Origin of the sequence: Rossellomorea yichunensis (genome assembly GCF_032337515.1) — a bacterium.
Classification (GTDB): domain Bacteria; phylum Bacillota; class Bacilli; order Bacillales; family Bacillaceae_B; genus Rossellomorea; species Rossellomorea yichunensis.
Genome location: NZ_JAVYAD010000002.1, coordinates 493117 through 509168, shown reverse-complemented (window position 1 = coordinate 509168; position 16052 = coordinate 493117). Strand labels below are relative to the sequence as shown.

Annotated in this window: 18 protein-coding genes; 17 read left to right on the top strand and 1 reads right to left on the bottom strand. The window is 41.5% G+C overall.

Annotation, left to right across the window (positions count from 1 at the left end; genetic code table 11):
• Nucleotides 1-46: 46 nt before the first annotated feature.
• On the top strand, nt 47-595 hold the full coding sequence (locus RSX31_RS07145) for an NUDIX hydrolase (protein ID WP_148995583.1): 549 nt from the start codon (nt 47-49) through the stop codon (nt 593-595).
• A 356-nt stretch (nt 596-951) separates the two neighbouring features.
• Here the strand turns inward: RSX31_RS07145 and RSX31_RS07140 are convergent, their stop codons facing one another.
• Nucleotides 952-1530 carry a GNAT family N-acetyltransferase gene (locus RSX31_RS07140; protein ID WP_148995582.1) on the bottom strand — a complete coding sequence of 193 codons (579 nt, stop codon included), beginning with the start codon at nt 1528-1530 and terminating at the stop codon, nt 952-954.
• Between the two features lie 143 nt (nt 1531-1673).
• Between RSX31_RS07140 and spoIIM the strand changes: the two genes are divergently transcribed.
• The 16 genes from spoIIM to lysA all read left to right on the top strand — a co-directional run bounded on the left by spoIIM (nt 1674) and on the right by lysA (nt 16007).
• Entirely contained in the window at nt 1674-2327 is a 654-nt protein-coding gene (gene spoIIM, locus RSX31_RS07135) for a stage II sporulation protein M (protein ID WP_113967595.1), read from the top strand.
• 111 nt (nt 2328-2438) lie between these two features.
• Entirely contained in the window at nt 2439-2897 is a 459-nt protein-coding gene (fur, locus tag RSX31_RS07130; RefSeq protein WP_113967597.1) for a ferric iron uptake transcriptional regulator, read from the top strand.
• Nucleotides 2898-3091: 194 nt separating this feature from the next.
• Complete coding sequence (locus RSX31_RS07125) at nt 3092-3319, top strand: YqzK family protein (protein ID WP_113967599.1); 228 nt, start codon at nt 3092-3094, stop codon at nt 3317-3319.
• Nucleotides 3320-3325: 6 nt separating this feature from the next.
• Nucleotides 3326-4219: a site-specific tyrosine recombinase XerD gene (xerD, locus tag RSX31_RS07120; RefSeq protein ID WP_148969519.1), complete on the top strand. Its 894-nt coding sequence runs from the start codon at nt 3326-3328 to the stop codon at nt 4217-4219.
• 208 nt (nt 4220-4427) lie between these two features.
• Nucleotides 4428-5612, top strand: a complete 1185-nt coding sequence (gene deoB, locus RSX31_RS07115; protein ID WP_315634057.1) for a phosphopentomutase — start codon at nt 4428-4430, stop codon at nt 5610-5612.
• Between the two features lie 100 nt (nt 5613-5712).
• Nucleotides 5713-6528 (top strand): purine-nucleoside phosphorylase, encoded by an 816-nt coding sequence (locus RSX31_RS07110; RefSeq protein ID WP_148969517.1) that lies wholly within the window; start codon nt 5713-5715, stop codon nt 6526-6528.
• A gap of 70 nt (nt 6529-6598) precedes the next feature.
• Nucleotides 6599-7903, top strand: coding sequence for a pyrimidine-nucleoside phosphorylase (locus RSX31_RS07105; protein ID WP_315634196.1), 1305 nt, complete (start codon nt 6599-6601; stop codon nt 7901-7903).
• 484 nt (nt 7904-8387) lie between these two features.
• Nucleotides 8388-9554, top strand: coding sequence for a D-alanyl-D-alanine carboxypeptidase family protein (locus RSX31_RS07100; protein WP_315634054.1), 1167 nt, complete (start codon nt 8388-8390; stop codon nt 9552-9554).
• A gap of 134 nt (nt 9555-9688) precedes the next feature.
• On the top strand, nt 9689-10039 hold the full coding sequence (gene spoIIAA / locus RSX31_RS07095) for an anti-sigma F factor antagonist (RefSeq protein ID WP_113967610.1): 351 nt from the start codon (nt 9689-9691) through the stop codon (nt 10037-10039).
• Between the two features lies 1 nt (nt 10040).
• Nucleotides 10041-10484, top strand: coding sequence for an anti-sigma F factor (gene spoIIAB / locus RSX31_RS07090; RefSeq protein ID WP_148969515.1), 444 nt, complete (start codon nt 10041-10043; stop codon nt 10482-10484).
• Nucleotides 10485-10496: 12 nt separating this feature from the next.
• The gene (sigF, locus tag RSX31_RS07085; RefSeq protein ID WP_113967614.1) at nt 10497-11261 is read left to right on the top strand and encodes an RNA polymerase sporulation sigma factor SigF; all 765 of its coding nucleotides are present in this window, start codon (nt 10497-10499) and stop codon (nt 11259-11261) included.
• Nucleotides 11262-11532: 271 nt separating this feature from the next.
• Nucleotides 11533-12153: a stage V sporulation protein AA gene (locus tag RSX31_RS07080; protein ID WP_315634053.1), complete on the top strand. Its 621-nt coding sequence runs from the start codon at nt 11533-11535 to the stop codon at nt 12151-12153.
• Nucleotides 12143-12565 (top strand): stage V sporulation protein AB, encoded by a 423-nt coding sequence (locus RSX31_RS07075; protein ID WP_315634052.1) that lies wholly within the window; start codon nt 12143-12145, stop codon nt 12563-12565. Before RSX31_RS07080 ends, RSX31_RS07075 begins: the two co-directional genes overlap by 11 nt.
• A 22-nt stretch (nt 12566-12587) precedes the next feature.
• The gene (locus RSX31_RS07070) at nt 12588-13157 is read left to right on the top strand and encodes a stage V sporulation protein AE (protein WP_148969512.1); all 570 of its coding nucleotides are present in this window, start codon (nt 12588-12590) and stop codon (nt 13155-13157) included.
• Nucleotides 13150-14628: a spore germination protein gene (locus RSX31_RS07065; protein WP_315634051.1), complete on the top strand. Its 1479-nt coding sequence runs from the start codon at nt 13150-13152 to the stop codon at nt 14626-14628. Before RSX31_RS07070 ends, RSX31_RS07065 begins: the two co-directional genes overlap by 8 nt.
• Nucleotides 14629-14705: 77 nt before the next feature.
• Nucleotides 14706-16007, top strand: a complete 1302-nt coding sequence (gene lysA / locus RSX31_RS07060) for a diaminopimelate decarboxylase (RefSeq protein ID WP_148995857.1) — start codon at nt 14706-14708, stop codon at nt 16005-16007.
• The last annotated feature ends 45 nt before the right edge of the window (nt 16008-16052 follow it).

Sequence of the window (16052 nt, the reverse complement as noted above, 5' to 3'; positions counted from 1 at the left end):
AATGTATGAGGACAAGGTCAATGACAGAACAAGGAGAGTTGAGCGGATGAAAAAATTTGAAGAAAAGACGATTAAAACAGAAACCATCTATCAAGGGAAAATCATTGATCTTCAGGTGGATGAAGTAGAGCTTCCCAATGGAAAGACTTCCAAGAGGGAACTGATTAAGCATCCTGGGGCTGTTGCTGTTATTGCGTTAACACCAGAGGGGAAACTTGTCATGGTAGAGCAATATCGCAAAGCGTTGGAGAAATCCATCATCGAAATTCCTGCAGGGAAGCTAGAGCCCGGGGAAGAACCCGGTAAAACAGCCCTTCGTGAATTGGAAGAAGAAACGGGCTACGGATGTGGGAACCTGGAGCATTTGATTTCGTTTTACACGTCTCCCGGATTTGCCGATGAGCTGGTTCACTTGTATATCGCTCACGACCTTTATCCCATTCAGGAATCGAAAGAAACGGATGAAGATGAATTTGTAGAGTTGATTGAAGTAACAGTCGAGGAAGCGGAGCAGCTTATAAAGGAACAGCGGATTTACGATGCAAAAACGGCTTATGCCGTTCAATATCTGCAACTGCAGAAGCTTACAAAATAAGAGTAGAATTTGAAAGAAAGCTGGACTCCTTAGGAAAAGGAGTCCAGCTTTCTTGTTCTTGATAAATGATGGTGAATTACGCATATAATGAAGAATTGACGCAATAAATAAATGAAACGACGCAATAACCTCTGTTTTTGACGCAATAAACGCCAGAATGACGAAATCGGGGCTTCACTTTCCTGTATTCGAAGCGCCCATCCCCTGTCTCCCTCAATGAAGTCATTTTTTAGCTGAAAAACTCAAAAGGTAAATGGCTTTTAACTCTAAATGGACTGAAAATGAAAGATTAAATATCCAGTAGATTAATGTTTATGAATTCACAATCTTTGTAACCCAATCATTTCCCACGAATATCAAATGACTGAGTCCCCTGGAATCAGAGAATAAACACACGTATTACGTGCATCTTTCCCGTTTTCATCAAGATGATCATGACGAAGGATGCCTTCAAGCTTAAATCCCAGTTTTTCAGGTACTCTTTTGGAACCTGCATTTCTCTCATCACAGCGAATTTCCACCCGCTGGCAGGAGAGGTCATTTAAGGCGAAATGTGTCAACGCGTTTACCGCTTCAACGATATACCCTTTTTTCGTGTGCTTCGTATGAAGCCAATATCCGATCTCCACTTTTGGCACATTCCAATCGATGCGGTGCAGCCCTGTAGATCCAATAAATTCATCTGTTCCTTTCAGGTAAATATGTAGTCGAATGTCGGTCTTTTTAATAAACGCTGCATAGGACTCCCGGACTCCCGCCTCCACTTCATCCAGGGATTGTTCTTTACGGGCGAAGGGAAGCCAGGGTATTAATTCATTTCTTGATTCAGAGATGGCAATAAAGACTTCAGATCCGTCACCGGGCAGGCAAGGTCTAATATAAAGGCGGGGAGTTTCAATCTTATCGGGAAACTCGATTAAACTTGGATTGTTCATATTATTTTCCTCCACTTCCACCATAAGGTTTCTATGATTATACGGTTATCCCCACGGAAGTTCAATAGAATAGAAGAGACAAGAATAAACCTGTCCCTGCCTACATATAGATTAGTAATCGTATATCTAGGAGGAGCACTGTGATGCGCAAAAAAATATCAAATTCAAATCCACTCGTTCAACATGTACAAGCACATTCCTCGATCTATTTATTTATCATTACGCTATTTTTAATGGGGATCATTTTTGGGGCCATCGTGGTCAATTCATTGTCTTTTGCCCAAAAGGAAGACCTGTATTTCTATTTAAGTAAATTCTTCAGCGAAATGGAAGATGGCAGTATGACGTCAGCAGAAGAGCTGTTCCGTCAGAGCTTCCTTCATAACGTAAAGTATCTAGGATTGATGTGGTTACTGGGAATCTCGATTATTGGACTCCCCCTCATCTTCGTTCTATTATTTATGAAGGGTGTAGTGGTTGGGTTTTCAGTAGGTTTCCTTGTGAATCAAATGGGATGGAGCGGGTTTTTATTATCCTTTGTCAGCGTCTTACCGCAAAATATCATCATTATTCCGGCGTTTATTTTCATCGGAGCGATCAGCGCCAGTTTCTCCCTTACACTTATTCGGAAGATATTCATGAGGCAGACTTCATCCATGCAGTTTCAAATGATTCCGTTCTTATCCAGATACGTGATTTTCTTGGTGGTGGCTATAGGGATCGTCACGATTGCAGCCAGTATAGAAGCGTATCTTTCTCCTAACTTAATGGAAGCGGTTATTTCAAAAATAAAATAAAACGATTCTTATATAAGAATCGTTTTATTTGTTTAATTATAATAATTTTATTTTGCTTATTCCTCCCTTTTTGATATAATAGTAAGGACATTGACGAGGGAGGAGAGGACTATGGAAAGCCGTATTGAAAGAATCAAAAAGCAACTTCATTCTGCCAGCTACAAGCTTACGCCCCAGCGCGAAGCAACGGTACGCGTTTTATTGGAACATGAAGAAGATCACCTCAGCGCCGAAGATGTATACCTCCTCGTTAAGGAAAAATCTCCGGAAATTGGACTGGCAACCGTATATCGTACGTTGGAATTGCTATCTGAACTGAAAATTGTGGATAAAATCAATTTTGGCGATGGTGTATCGCGTTATGATCTCAGACAAGAAGGGGCAGCCCACTTTCATCATCATTTAGTATGTATTGAATGTGGAGCGGTTGATGAAATACAAGAAGATCTCTTAGAAGACGTGGAAGCGATTGTTGAACGAGATTGGAAATTTAAAATAAAAGATCACCGCCTTACCTTTCATGGTATTTGTTCCAGATGCCAGGATAAAGAAGAGGACCCAGAAGAATAATATGATGCCGAAAAGCCTTAAAGATTCCTGTCGTTGTTTCTCATTTGAAACATCCCATACATACTCTTTAAGGCTTTTTTATATACACGGACAGAAATTTTCACCGTTTTAACTCCATAAGGTATAAAACAGATTAAAAACGTCATAGCTTGTATTAATAGACGTTAGTACCGATGAATATGGAGGACGACAGGATGATAAAAGGAATTCAAATGGTATGGCAAACCATTAAGGTTTTTATTTTGTTTACTGGATCAACGATTTTGTTTTACTATGGTATTATGTGGATCAGTGAAGAATACGAAGGGTATCACAGATATGATGAACCCGAGGGAGCAGCAGTCAAGGTGTATTCTTCTGTGACGGATGAAGAAAGCCATTGGTATGATCGGCTATTATTTTTTTATATGAACGGGGAGTAATGCAGTGTGGAAGACCATATTCAAGATTTCATGCACTTTTTAATAGTAGAAAAAGGACTGGCCAAAAACACGATAGAGTCGTACCAGCGTGACTTAAAGAATTATGCACTATACTTAGCGAAGGTGGAAGAAATATCGGAACTGAACGCCGTTTCGAGAATGAACATAGTCCAATTTCTCGGCCACTTAAAGAGTCAGGGGAAATCTTCAAAGACAGTTGCACGTCATGTTGCATCTATCCGTTCCTTCCATCAATTTTTGCTAAGAGAAAAAGCGACGGAACAAGATCCGACTGTGCATATCGAAACACCAAAAACAGAGCGGACGCTTCCGAAGATCTTAAGCATAGCTGAAGTGGAAGCTTTACTCGAAGCCCCTGAGGAATCTACACCACTTGGGATGAGAGATAAAGCGATGCTTGAAATCCTTTATGCGACTGGTATCAGGGTAAGTGAACTCATTCAACTAAAACTGGATGATGTCCACTTGACCATGGGATTTGTCCGATGTATAGGAAAAGGGAATAAAGAACGGATTATCCCCATCGGACAAACGGCAATGAATGTTCTTGAGAAATACTTAGAAGATGCCCGGTTGAAATTAAGAAGTAAGAAGCACCGGGATGATCACTTGTTTTTGAATCATCATGGTAAAGGCCTGACAAGACAAGGTTTCTGGAAGAACTTAAAAGCTCTTGCAAAAAAAGCTAATATCGAAAAGGATCTGACTCCTCATACACTCAGGCACTCATTCGCAACCCATTTATTGGAGAATGGGGCAGATCTCCGGGCAGTACAGGAAATGCTCGGTCATGCAGACATTTCCACCACCCAAATTTATACACATGTAACGAAAACACGCTTAAAGGATGTATATTCACAATTTCATCCGCGGGCTTAAAAGATGAAGAGAGATCCCTTAAAGAAAATAGTATTCTTTAAGGGATCTCTCTTGTTTTTTTAGAAAGGAAAAAGTAGAATGTAGATGTCAGACTTCTGACGTTAAATCCTGTCGATTGCTATAATGCAGTTAAGGGTAAGATACGATTAAAGATTAAAAATGTAACCGCTTTTTTTAATAAGAAGCTACATATAGGAGGTTTATTTGAATGAGTAACTATACATACAAAAGAGTTCACCTGGTCGTCATGGACTCAGTGGGCATCGGTGAGGCGCCTGATGCCGACCTATTCAATGATGTAGGATCGGATACGATTGGTCACATTGCTGAACATATGAATGGACTGAATATGCCCAATATGGGAAAACTTGGACTTTCGAATATTAAAGAAGTGAAGGGAATTGAAAAAGCTGACAAGCCGTTAGCATACTTCACGAAAATGCAGGAAGCGTCTGTTGGGAAAGACACGATGACTGGTCATTGGGAAATAATGGGCCTTAATATTGATAAACCGTTCAAAACGTATCCAGACGGTTTCCCTGAAAAATTAATTCAAAAACTTGAAGCTGAGACAGGCAGAAAGATCATTGGAAATAAGCCTGCAAGCGGAACTGAGATTATTGAAGAGTTAGGAAAAGAACATATGGAAACAGGAGCTCTTATTGTTTATACTTCTGCAGATCCTGTCCTTCAAATTGCAGCTCATGAAGGCATCATTCCAATTGAAGAGCAGTACAAAATTTGTGAAATCGCCCGTGAAATCACGAAAGAAGAGGAATACCTCGTAGGTCGTGTGATTGCTCGTCCATTCGTTGGCGAACCAGGCGGGTTCAAACGTACATCCAATCGTCATGACTATGCGTTAAAACCTTTTAACCGTACCGTAATGAATGAACTGAAGGATTCGGGGTTTGACGTGGTCGCCATTGGTAAAATTTCAGATATTTTTAATGGCGAGGGAGTGACTGAATCGATCCGTACGAAGCATAATATGCACGGGATGGACGGACTCATTCAATCATTCGATCAAGACTTTACAGGCTTGAGCTTCCTGAATCTTGTCGATTTCGATGCTTTATTCGGACATCGTCGCGATCCAGAAGGCTATGGAAAGGCGTTAGAAGAATTTGATGCACGGCTGCCTGAAGTGTTCGAGAAAATGACGGAAGATGATCTTCTTATCATTACAGCCGATCACGGGAACGATCCGACCGCTCCAGGAACAGACCATACAAGAGAATATGTTCCACTTCTCTTTTATTCAAAACGCTTTGACGGAGGGAAAGAGCTGCCTATCTCTGAAACATTCGCAGATATCGGCGCTACCGTGGCAGACAACTTTAATGTGACCATGCCGAAGTTTGGTCGCAGTTTCTTATCACAATTGAAATAGGTGTTTCTGGAAAAAATTGAAAGGGAGAGGGATGAAGGTGCGGTTACATCGGCCCATTTCCTCCTCTTTACGTTGAATGATAAAAAAAGGAGTAATGAATATGAATTACGAAAACATCCAAAATGCAGCAAACCATCTAAAAAATCAATACACAGGCCAACCGAAGATCGGACTCATCCTTGGTTCAGGGTTGGGTGTGTTAGCTGATGAAATCCAAAATTCAGTGAAAATACCTTATAAAGAAATCCCTGATTTTCCTGTTTCGACAGTGGCAGGACACGCAGGGCAGCTTGTGTTCGGTCAATTGGCGGGTCAGGAAGTCGTGGCCATGCAAGGGCGCTTTCATTATTACGAGGGGTACGGATTCGATAAAGTCACATTTCCCGTCCGTGTTATGAAAGAACTAGGCGTCGAAGTCTTAATCGTCACAAATGCAGCCGGTGGAGTGAATGAAAGCTTTCAGGCTGGTGACTTGATGCTGATCACGGATCATATTAATAATATGGGTGGCAATCCACTAATTGGGGCAAACGATTCCCGCTTAGGACCTAGATTCCCGGATATGTCAGAAGCATATTGTAAAGAACTGCGTCAAAAAGCGAAAGAAATCGCAGGGAAGCTTTCAATTGAAGTGCAAGAAGGTGTATATGTGGGGAATACAGGTCCTACATACGAAACTCCAGCTGAAGTTCGTCTTGCCCGTACCCTTGGAGGAGACGCAGTAGGAATGTCGACTGTGCCAGAAGTAATCGTAGCCCGACACGGGGGAATGAAAGTGCTTGGAATCTCATGCATCTCAAATATGGCGGCAGGTATCCTTGACCAACCCCTATCCCATGATGAAGTGATTGAAACAACCGAAATGGTTCGTGCAAACTTCCTGGCATATGTAAAAGAGATCGTCAAATCAATCTAAGAGTCGTACGATTCAATTTGAAAACTAAAGGGACTTCCCTTTGACAATACTAGAAGAGCGGGTGAATACAATGAGAATGGTTGACTTAATAGAGAAGAAGCGTGAAGGTAAAGAACTCTCTACAGAAGAAATAAAATTTATCGTTGAAGGATATACAGATGGAAGCATCCCTGATTATCAGGTAAGTGCCCTGACAATGGCCATCTTCTTCAAAGACATGAGCGATAGAGAAAGAGCGGACCTGACGATGGCAATGGTCGAATCAGGAGATCAAATCGATCTGTCTGCAATTGAAGGAATTAAAGTAGACAAGCACTCTACAGGCGGTGTTGGAGATACAACGACCCTTGTTCTTGGACCACTGGTGGCTTCTGTTGGAGTACCTGTAGCGAAGATGAGTGGACGAGGACTTGGACACACTGGAGGAACCATCGATAAGCTTGAATCCGTCGAAGGTTTCCATGTGGAAATTGAAAACGATGAATTCATCCGATTGGTGAACAAGAATAAGTTAGCCGTTATCGGACAAAGTGGTAATTTAACACCGGCTGATAAAAAGCTTTATTCCTTACGTGATGTGACGGCAACGGTCAATAGCATTCCTCTGATCGCAAGTTCCATCATGAGTAAAAAAATAGCTGCTGGTGCGGATGCTATCGTACTTGACGTGAAAACGGGTGCCGGAGCTTTCATGAAAACACTGGACGATTCAAAAGACCTTGCCAAAGCAATGGTGAACATCGGAAACAACGTCGGCAGAAAAACAATGGCGGTCATTTCGGATATGAGTCAGCCACTGGGCTTCGCGATCGGAAACGCACTTGAAGTGAAAGAAGCAATCGATACATTAAAAGGTGAAGGTCCAGAGGACTTAACGGAATTATGCTTAACGCTAGGAAGTCATATGGTGTATCTCGCTGAAAAAGCATCAACATTGGAAGAAGCGAGAGAGCTATTACAAAAAGCGATTGAAAATGGATCGGCTCTTGAAAACTTTAAAGTATTCCTGGAATCACAAGGTGGAGATCCATCCGTTGTAGATGATCCATCAAAACTTCCACAGGCGCAATATAAGGTTGAGCTTGAAGCGAAAGAAGATGGCTATGTATCAGAAATCGTGGCCGATGCAGTAGGAACGGCTGCCATGTGGTTAGGAGCAGGCCGTGCAACAAAAGATTCTGTTATCGATTTAGCGGTTGGTCTTGAGTTGCGCAAGAAGATCGGTGATTCTGTCAAAACGGGAGATTCTCTTGTAACGATCTATAGCAATGATGAGAATATCGAAAATGTAAAAGAAAAATTATACGAAAGCATTAAAGTAACACCTGAACATGTGAAAGCACCTACGTTGATTCATACTGAAATCACGAGTTGATTTTTAATTTTGATCGTGGCTTTTGCCAAGAGGATTATTTCTCTTTGGCAGGGGCCTTTTTTATATTTTTGTCTGGAAATGCGAATACCTTATTATGGGAAAATAGGCAATTCCAGATGTGGAAGACGCAATTTACGTTCAAATTGACGCAATTCCCCCAAAACAGACGCAATAAATTGAATTTTGACGCAATTACTTCTGGAAATGACGCAATGAAACCGTTCAATAGCGCTCTCTCACACTCAAAAGAGATGATTTCACCCGACAAAATGCTGCATCTCAGTGATCTTGTTGAGAAACACATCGTTTCATCCCCTATTTGAAGAATCCCCCTTTAAATTTAGCCATCTTTCAACCCACTTATAACCTATCATCCATGAACCAACCTCACTTTTTTACCAATGTTTGTATAAAAATGATGCAGTTGGAAAAAATGGGTCTATGAGTATTGATTTAAAACGAGATTTGATTGGAGGACAGTTGGATGAAACGTTTTGCGTATATAGTGATTACATTTGTTTTAGCAGCTTTTTTGTTTCCTTCAATGGGGTTTGCCCAGGAGAAGAAATCGGAATTAGCTGAAGTAGCGAAATCAGCTGTTTTGATTGAGCGGGATACTGGAACGGTATTATATGAGAAGAATAGCCATGAAAAGCTGGCACCAGCATCCATGACTAAGATTATGACAATGCTGTTGATCATGGAAGCCCTTGAAAAAGGTCAAATAAAGTGGGAAGACAGTGTTCGAGCGAGTGAATATGCCGCATCGATGGGGGGATCACAAATCTTCCTGGAGCCCGGTGAAAGCATGACGGTTGAAGAAATGCTCAAGGGTATTGCGATTGGTTCGGCCAATGATGCATCAGTGGCCATGGCAGAACATATATCAGGAAGTGAAGAAGCATTTGTTGAGAAAATGAACAAAAAGGTAGAAGAGCTTGGGTTAAATGACACTCGATTCAAAAACCCGACAGGCTTACCGTCCAAAGATCATTATAGTTCGGCACATGACATGTCCATGATGGCCAAGGAACTTCTAAAATATGAAGGAATCACCAAGTTCACAGGCAGCTATGAATCGTACTTACGTGAAGATACGGAAAAAAAATTCTGGTTGGTAAATACAAACAAATTGGTTCGTTTCTATGACGGTGTGGATGGATTGAAAACCGGATTCACAAATGAAGCGAAATACTGCTTAACGGCAACGGCGAAGAAAGATAATATGAGAGTCATTGCTGTCGTGTTCGGAGCACCGACTCCTAAAGAACGAAACAACGAGGTAAGTAAAATGCTGGATTATGCCTTCAATCAGTATTCCACCAAACCTCTCTTCAAAAAGGGAGACTCCCTGGCACAGGTGAAAGTATCGAAAGGGAAACAAAACAAAGTGGATGCAGTGACGGAAGAGCCCATCTCCCTGTTAACTCAAAAGGGTGAAAAACAGGATAAAATAGAACAGAAGATAACACTCTCTGAAAACCTGAAGGCTCCTATCAAAAAAGGAGATAAAGTCGGGACCCTTGTCATCATGAACAAAGGAGAAAAAGTATTGGAAAGCACTCTCGTCGCTAAGAAAAATGTAAATGACGCAAGCTGGTGGGAGCTGTACAAAAAATCCTTTGGACTTTTCACGAAGGTTGGAAAGTAAAACTGTCTTAATGATTTTTGATAAAAATAACCTCTAATTATGACGAATTCCTTCTAGTTTTGTCATGGAGAAGGAATTTACTAAAAGAATAGCGAAATGACTCACTATACGACAGAGAAGGAGGCTTTCTGATAGTGAGTCTTGCTATTAACTTAGAAGTCAAAAAAGATGTTTTGTGTATTCGTTTAAGTGGTGAGCTGGATCATCATACTGCTGATGAGCTTAGGGAAAAAGCTTCGAATCTGATTGAAAGTGAGAATGTGAAGCATATCATTTTGAATTTAGAGGAACTGAGTTTTATGGATAGTTCAGGATTAGGTGTGATTTTGGGTCGATACAAGCAGATTAAACAAAAGCATGGAGAAATGGTTGTGTGTGCGATCTCCCCTTCTGTAAACCGATTATTTGAAATGTCCGGATTGTTTAAGATTATCCGTCTTGAGCCGTCTGAAGAAAACGCATTACAAAGATTGGGGGTCGCCTGACATGAGAAATGAAATGAACATTCAATTCAGTTCTTTGAGCCAAAATGAGTCCTTTGCCAGAGTTACCGTTGCTTCATTTATTGCACAGCTGGACCCGACGATGGATGAGTTGACTGAAATCAAGACAGTCGTATCTGAAGCCGTTACAAATGCCATCATTCACGGATATGACAACAGACCGAATGGTATCGTCTATATTTCTGTCATTATGGAAGAAGATGGGTACATCGATATGACCATCCGCGATGAAGGAGTCGGAATTGGTGATGTAGAGGAAGCCCGTCAACCATTGTTCACGTCCAAGCCTGAGCTTGAGCGTTCTGGCATGGGCTTTACAATCATGGAGAATTTCATGGATGAAATAGAAGTGTCATCACACCCAGGTACAGGCACCACGGTAAGACTAAAGAAGCACTTGACCAATAGTAAAGCGCTATGCAATTAAGGAGTCGTGCCCATGGATGTCGAAGTTAAGAAAGAAAAGGAACAGACCTTTCTGAAGGATCATGAGGTGAAAGAGCTCATAAAGCAGAGCCAGGACGGTGACCAAAGTGCCCGGGACTTGATCGTCCAGAAGAACATGCGGTTAGTATGGTCCGTCGTCCAGCGCTTCCTCAATCGGGGATATGAGCCTGATGACCTCTTTCAGATAGGCAGTATCGGGTTGCTGAAATCAGTCGATAAGTTTGATTTAAGCTACGACGTCAAGTTTTCCACATATGCAGTTCCGATGATCATTGGTGAAATCCAGCGGTTCATCCGGGATGACGGAACAGTAAAAGTAAGTCGTTCCCTGAAAGAGATGGGAAACAAGATTCGTAAAGCCAAGGATGAACTTTCCAAGAAATTTGGGCGGGTTCCGACGGTGAGTGAGCTTGCCGAACATCTGGAGTATTCGGTTGAAGAGGTGATCATGGCACAGGAAGCAAGTCGTGCCCCTTCTTCCATTCATGAAACCGTTTATGAAAATGATGGAGATCCCATTACCCTTTTGGATCAGATTGCAGATAATAGCGATAATAAATGGTTTGACAAAATTGCCTTAAAAGAAGCCATTAGGGAACTGGATGATCGGGAACGGCTGATTGTGTATTTAAGGTATTACAAAGACCAAACCCAATCGGAAGTAGCAGATCGACTGGGTATATCCCAGGTCCAGGTATCGAGATTGGAAAAGAAGATATTACAAACAATGAAAGATCATATGCATACAGAATCTTAGGCAAAATAACCTTGTTTTTCAACGAATCATGTTGAAACGACAAGGTTATTTTTAATTTATGGAATTTATACAACAGTCGATTCTGGAATGCCTCACAGTTCCCTTTGAAATTGTTGCCATTTCCTATGCTCCGAACCTTCAGAATCTACACTATTGCTCACTTCCTCCTCCATGAATCTCAAAAGACCACATCCAGCCATTACATAAATTATTTCCGTTAATCCATACTATTGGTACGAAGGGAAAATCATGTTTTCAGGAAGTGAACTGCATGGAAGGTATTTTGTATATACGCTTACGTCATCGAGTGCAGGTAAGGGAAGAGAGTACGGTCAAGCTTGGACAGCTTGCTCAAATCATAGCACCTGAAAATATTCTGGAAGAATTAAGAGAAATCCCGATTCATCAAGTGACAGCATCTGATAAGAATATCATTGTGGTCGATGTGATGAGGGTGATAAGAGAAATATGCAAGAACTTCTCGGATCTTGATATCCAAACGATTGGACCCACACAAAGTATTATTGAAGTGATCTATGAGAAAAAGAAAGTCTCTCTTCCGCTCTTCATTGGCGTTTGGTTACTATTATTCATCGGTGCAGCCCTGGCAATTATGAATTTTCATGAAGATGTAAGTATGAGGGAAGTTCATCAAAGGCTGTATCATTTTGTAACTGGTGATGAGGATCCTCATCCATTACTGTTTCAAATTCCCTATTCATTCGGTTTAGGCCTTGGGATGATCTTATTTTTCAACCATGTGTTCCGAAAGAGACTTAATGAAGAGCCGAGTCCACTAGAAGTTGAAATGTTTAATTACCAGCAGGATTTAGATCAGTATGTCATCATGCATGAAAATAAAGAAAGTCAGAAAAAATTAGATGACCATTAGCGTATTGATTACAGTATTTATTGGTTTTGCTGGTGGACTGGCAGTCGGTTCCGGGTTCGTAGCTTTTCTAACCGTATTAGGAATCATCCCAAGGTTAACTCAGTTAACAAAAACAATGAAAATGATACACCACTATGAATTGGCTGTCATTACAGGTGCACTGGCAGGAGGGTTTGTCAGCTTAAATAATTATACGCTGCACTTTTCCCCACTCGTTCTTATGCCCATCGGATTAGCGAGCGGAGTGTTCATCGGGCTGTTGGCGGCTGCATTAACAGAAGTATTGAATGTGTTCCCGATCCTTGCAAAGCGGATTGGGATTGAAGGTCAAATCGTCATTCTCATTATGGCGATTGTATTTGGGAAAATTGTCGGCTCACTTTTTCATTGGCTCTACTTGGTTCATCAATAAACAGCAAGAGGCAGGGGTTCATATGGACGACAAAAGAAAAGTGATCCTGATTACAGATGGAGATGAATATGCCAAGCGGGCAATCGAGTGCGTGGCAAAAGAGTATGGAGGACGATGTATCTCAAGCTCTAAAGGAAATCCTTCTTTATTATCAGGACCAGAGATTGTGAAATTAATCAGAAGTGCAAAGAATGACCCCGTCTTTGTGATGTTTGATGATAGTGGATTTATTGGAGAAGGAGCAGGCGAAAGGGCACTAAAGTATGTTGCGAAACACCCTGGCATAGACGTGCTCGGCATCATTGCGGTAGCAAGTAAAACCAGGCAGGCAGAATGGACAAGAGTGGATGTATGTATTGATAAATTTGGTGAATTGACTCCATATGGGGTAGATAAATTTGGTGTACCTGAAATGGATTTGGGAAGATTAACGGGTGATACGGTTTATTGCCTTGATGAGCTGGATGTTCCCGTTATTGTCGGGATTGGTGACATAGGCAAAATGGCCAAAAGGGATCACTACTCACAAGGTTCGCCCATTACGAAAAAGGCAGTTGAAATCATCTTGGAAAGGAGCGGATATCATGCCTGAGAAAACGAAAGAAACACCAATATCAAAAGACTTAGCTGTTATAGAAGAGTACATGAAGAATCATGTAGGATTAAACAAAAGCTTTGATTTAGGTGTACGTAAACTCATGATTTTGAAAAAAGGAGTGCACATCTATTATATTAACGGGTTGACTGATGCTTCCTACATTATTCAAATAGTGGAGGAACTCGTTGAGATCAATGATCATGAGCGTGCAACGAGCCGATTATATGAGATTGTACATAATCGCCTTGTTCATCAATCGGTTGAGCCGGTAAAAACGATTGAAGAAGCAGTTGACGAAGTGCTATCAGGATTAATAGCAGTCTTTGTCGAAGGCTACCAAGAGGCAATCATTGTTGATGTTCGTAGTTATCCCGGGCGACAGCCTTCAGAGCCTGATACTGAAAAGGTAGTACGTGGTTCCCGAGATGGATATGTAGAGAATATTATTGTGAATACCGCTTTAACAAGACGAAGAATTCGGGATCCACGATTGAGGTTTGAAATATTTCGTATCGGAGAACGATCTAAAACTGACATTTCCATTTGCTATATAGATGATGTTGCAAATCCAAGCTTAGTCGAAGTGATCAAGAAAGAGTTGAAAAGCATCAAAATTGATGGTCTCACGATGGCGGATAAAACCGTAGAGGAATTTCTGGTGAAGCAGGGGTATAATCCATATCCATTAGTACGATACACGGAAAGGGCGGACGTAGCTGCCACTCACCTATTAGAAGGACATGTTCTTATTTTCGTGGATACTTCACCAAGTGTGATCATCACACCGACTACCTTCTTCCATCATCTGCAGCATGCTGAAGAGTACAGGCAATCGCCTGCTGTCGGAACATTTGTAAGATGGACAAGATTCATGGGTGTACTCGCATCCTTGTTCTTACTTCCGTTGTGGTATTTATTCGTTCTGGATCCTTCATTATTACCTGAGGTCATAAAATATGTAGGACCGAATGAACAGACAAATATACCTGTCATCGTTCAATTGTTTATAGCAGATATGGGAGTCGAGATGTTCAGGATTGCCGCCATTCATACCCCGACCCCGCTTTCCACAGCTATGGGTTTAATAGCGGCTGTATTAATTGGACAAATTGCGATTGACGTCGGTCTCTTTCAACCAGAGGTCATCCTTTATGTAGCGGTTGCTTCAATCGGTACATTTGCGACTCCTAGTTATGAACTAAGTGTAGCGAATAAGATGGCAAGACTTCTACTTCTTGTATTAGTCGCATTCTTCCATATTCCCGGCCTTATGATCGGCAGCACGCTATTTATACTATTTGTAGTGAATATTAAATCACTCAATACACCTTACTTATGGCCTTTAATTCCGTTCAGTCCAAAGGCGTTTATGCAGATTCTGATAAGAAAAGCCGTGCCGGGATCCAAAATTCGGCCTAGCATCGTGCAGCCGAGAAATAAGTATAAGCAGCCGGCGGAATCTTAGAAATATTGCAACAACTCTCATTCTGTGGTAAATTACGTTTAATTAGCAGAGCATTAAAGAGGGGAATGAGACGTTTCATGCATCTTCATGGATCAGCAGAAATAAAAAATGGTCATTTAACGATAGGAGGGGTGAGCACCTTAGAACTAGCCAAACAATACGGTACACCCCTTTATGTTTATGACACTGCACTCATTAGAGAACGGGCAAGAGGCTTTAAAGAAACATTTGATTCCCTTGGAGTGAAAGCGGAAGTTGCCTATGCCAGTAAGGCATTTTCATGTATCGCGGTCTTTCAATTGATGAAAGAAGAGGGATTATCTCTGGATGTGGTTTCAGGAGGGGAGTTGTACACTGCCTTAAAGGCAGGATTCCCTCCTGAACGCATCCATTTTAATGGAAATAATAAATCTGAAGAAGAACTGATGATGGCCATTGAAAACAATATAGGCTGCATTGTCGTCGATAATTTCTACGAGCTGCAACTTGTGAATGCCATCTCACAATCCACTGAAAGAGTGACGAAGGTTTTATTAAGAGTGACACCTGGGATAGAAGCCCATACTCATGATTATATTTTAACCGGACAAGAGGATTCCAAATTCGGATTCGATTTGGGGAATGGTCAAGCCCGGGATGCTATGAAAATGGCGATGAGCTATGAAGGTATTGAATTGTTAGGTCTTCATTGCCATATCGGATCTCAAATATTCGAGACGACAGGCTTCATTCTTGCTGCAAAAAAAATCATTGAGAAGGTGGCAAAATGGAAATCTCAATATGATTACGATCCGAGAGTGATCAACTTAGGCGGTGGATTTGGAATTCGCTATACGAAGGATGATGACCCGATTCCACCTGCACAATATGTGAAGGAAATGATTGCGGCTGTAAAACAGGAAGTGGAGAGGTACAACCTTGAAATGCCGGAGATTTGGATCGAGCCGGGACGTTCCCTTGTTGGAGATGCAGGGACCAGCCTATATACATTGGGGTCAAGAAAAGAAGTGCCCAACATCCGAAAGTACTTAGCCATTGATGGGGGAATGAGTGATAATATAAGACCGGCTCTCTACAAGGCAAAATATGAAGCGGTGATTGCAAATAAAGCGGATCATCCCCCTGAAGAAACCGTGTCAATCGCTGGTAAATGCTGTGAATCCGGAGATATGTTGATTTGGGATTTACCCCTCCCGCAATCAGAAGCTGGTGACACTCTTGCTGTGTTCTGTACTGGTGCATATGGATATTCTATGGCGAATAACTACAATCGTATTCCCCGTCCCGCTGTCGTATTTGTCGAGAATGGAGAAGCAAGATTAGCTGTTCAAAGAGAGACATATGAGGATATGATTTCACTCGATATAAGATTTAAATAAGCTGGAAACATAGTCTTTAAGTATATCGTACTTAAAGACTACTTT

Bases quoted from the DNA above. Each gene is read 5' to 3' on its own strand.
- RSX31_RS07100 (WP_315634054.1), top strand. From the start codon at position 8,388: ATGAAACGTTTTGCGTATATAGTGATTACATTTGTTTTAGCAGCTTTT.
- RSX31_RS07070 (WP_148969512.1), top strand. From the start codon at position 12,588: ATGGACGACAAAAGAAAAGTGATCCTGATTACAGATGGAGATGAATAT.
- RSX31_RS07145 (WP_148995583.1), top strand. From the start codon at position 47: ATGAAAAAATTTGAAGAAAAGACGATTAAAACAGAAACCATCTATCAA.
- RSX31_RS07110 (WP_148969517.1), top strand. From the start codon at position 5,713: ATGAATTACGAAAACATCCAAAATGCAGCAAACCATCTAAAAAATCAA.
- RSX31_RS07105 (WP_315634196.1), top strand. From the start codon at position 6,599: ATGAGAATGGTTGACTTAATAGAGAAGAAGCGTGAAGGTAAAGAACTC.
- sigF (WP_113967614.1), top strand. From the start codon at position 10,497: ATGGATGTCGAAGTTAAGAAAGAAAAGGAACAGACCTTTCTGAAGGAT.
- fur (WP_113967597.1), top strand. From the start codon at position 2,439: ATGGAAAGCCGTATTGAAAGAATCAAAAAGCAACTTCATTCTGCCAGC.
- deoB (WP_315634057.1), top strand. From the start codon at position 4,428: ATGAGTAACTATACATACAAAAGAGTTCACCTGGTCGTCATGGACTCA.
- RSX31_RS07065 (WP_315634051.1), top strand. From the start codon at position 13,150: ATGCCTGAGAAAACGAAAGAAACACCAATATCAAAAGACTTAGCTGTT.
- spoIIM (WP_113967595.1), top strand. From the start codon at position 1,674: ATGCGCAAAAAAATATCAAATTCAAATCCACTCGTTCAACATGTACAA.
- RSX31_RS07075 (WP_315634052.1), top strand. From the start codon at position 12,143: ATGACCATTAGCGTATTGATTACAGTATTTATTGGTTTTGCTGGTGGA.
- spoIIAB (WP_148969515.1), top strand. From the start codon at position 10,041: ATGAGAAATGAAATGAACATTCAATTCAGTTCTTTGAGCCAAAATGAG.
- lysA (WP_148995857.1), top strand. From the start codon at position 14,706: ATGCATCTTCATGGATCAGCAGAAATAAAAAATGGTCATTTAACGATA.
- RSX31_RS07125 (WP_113967599.1), top strand. From the start codon at position 3,092: ATGATAAAAGGAATTCAAATGGTATGGCAAACCATTAAGGTTTTTATT.
- RSX31_RS07080 (WP_315634053.1), top strand. From the start codon at position 11,533: ATGGAAGGTATTTTGTATATACGCTTACGTCATCGAGTGCAGGTAAGG.
- RSX31_RS07140 (WP_148995582.1), bottom strand. From the start codon at position 1,530: ATGAACAATCCAAGTTTAATCGAGTTTCCCGATAAGATTGAAACTCCC.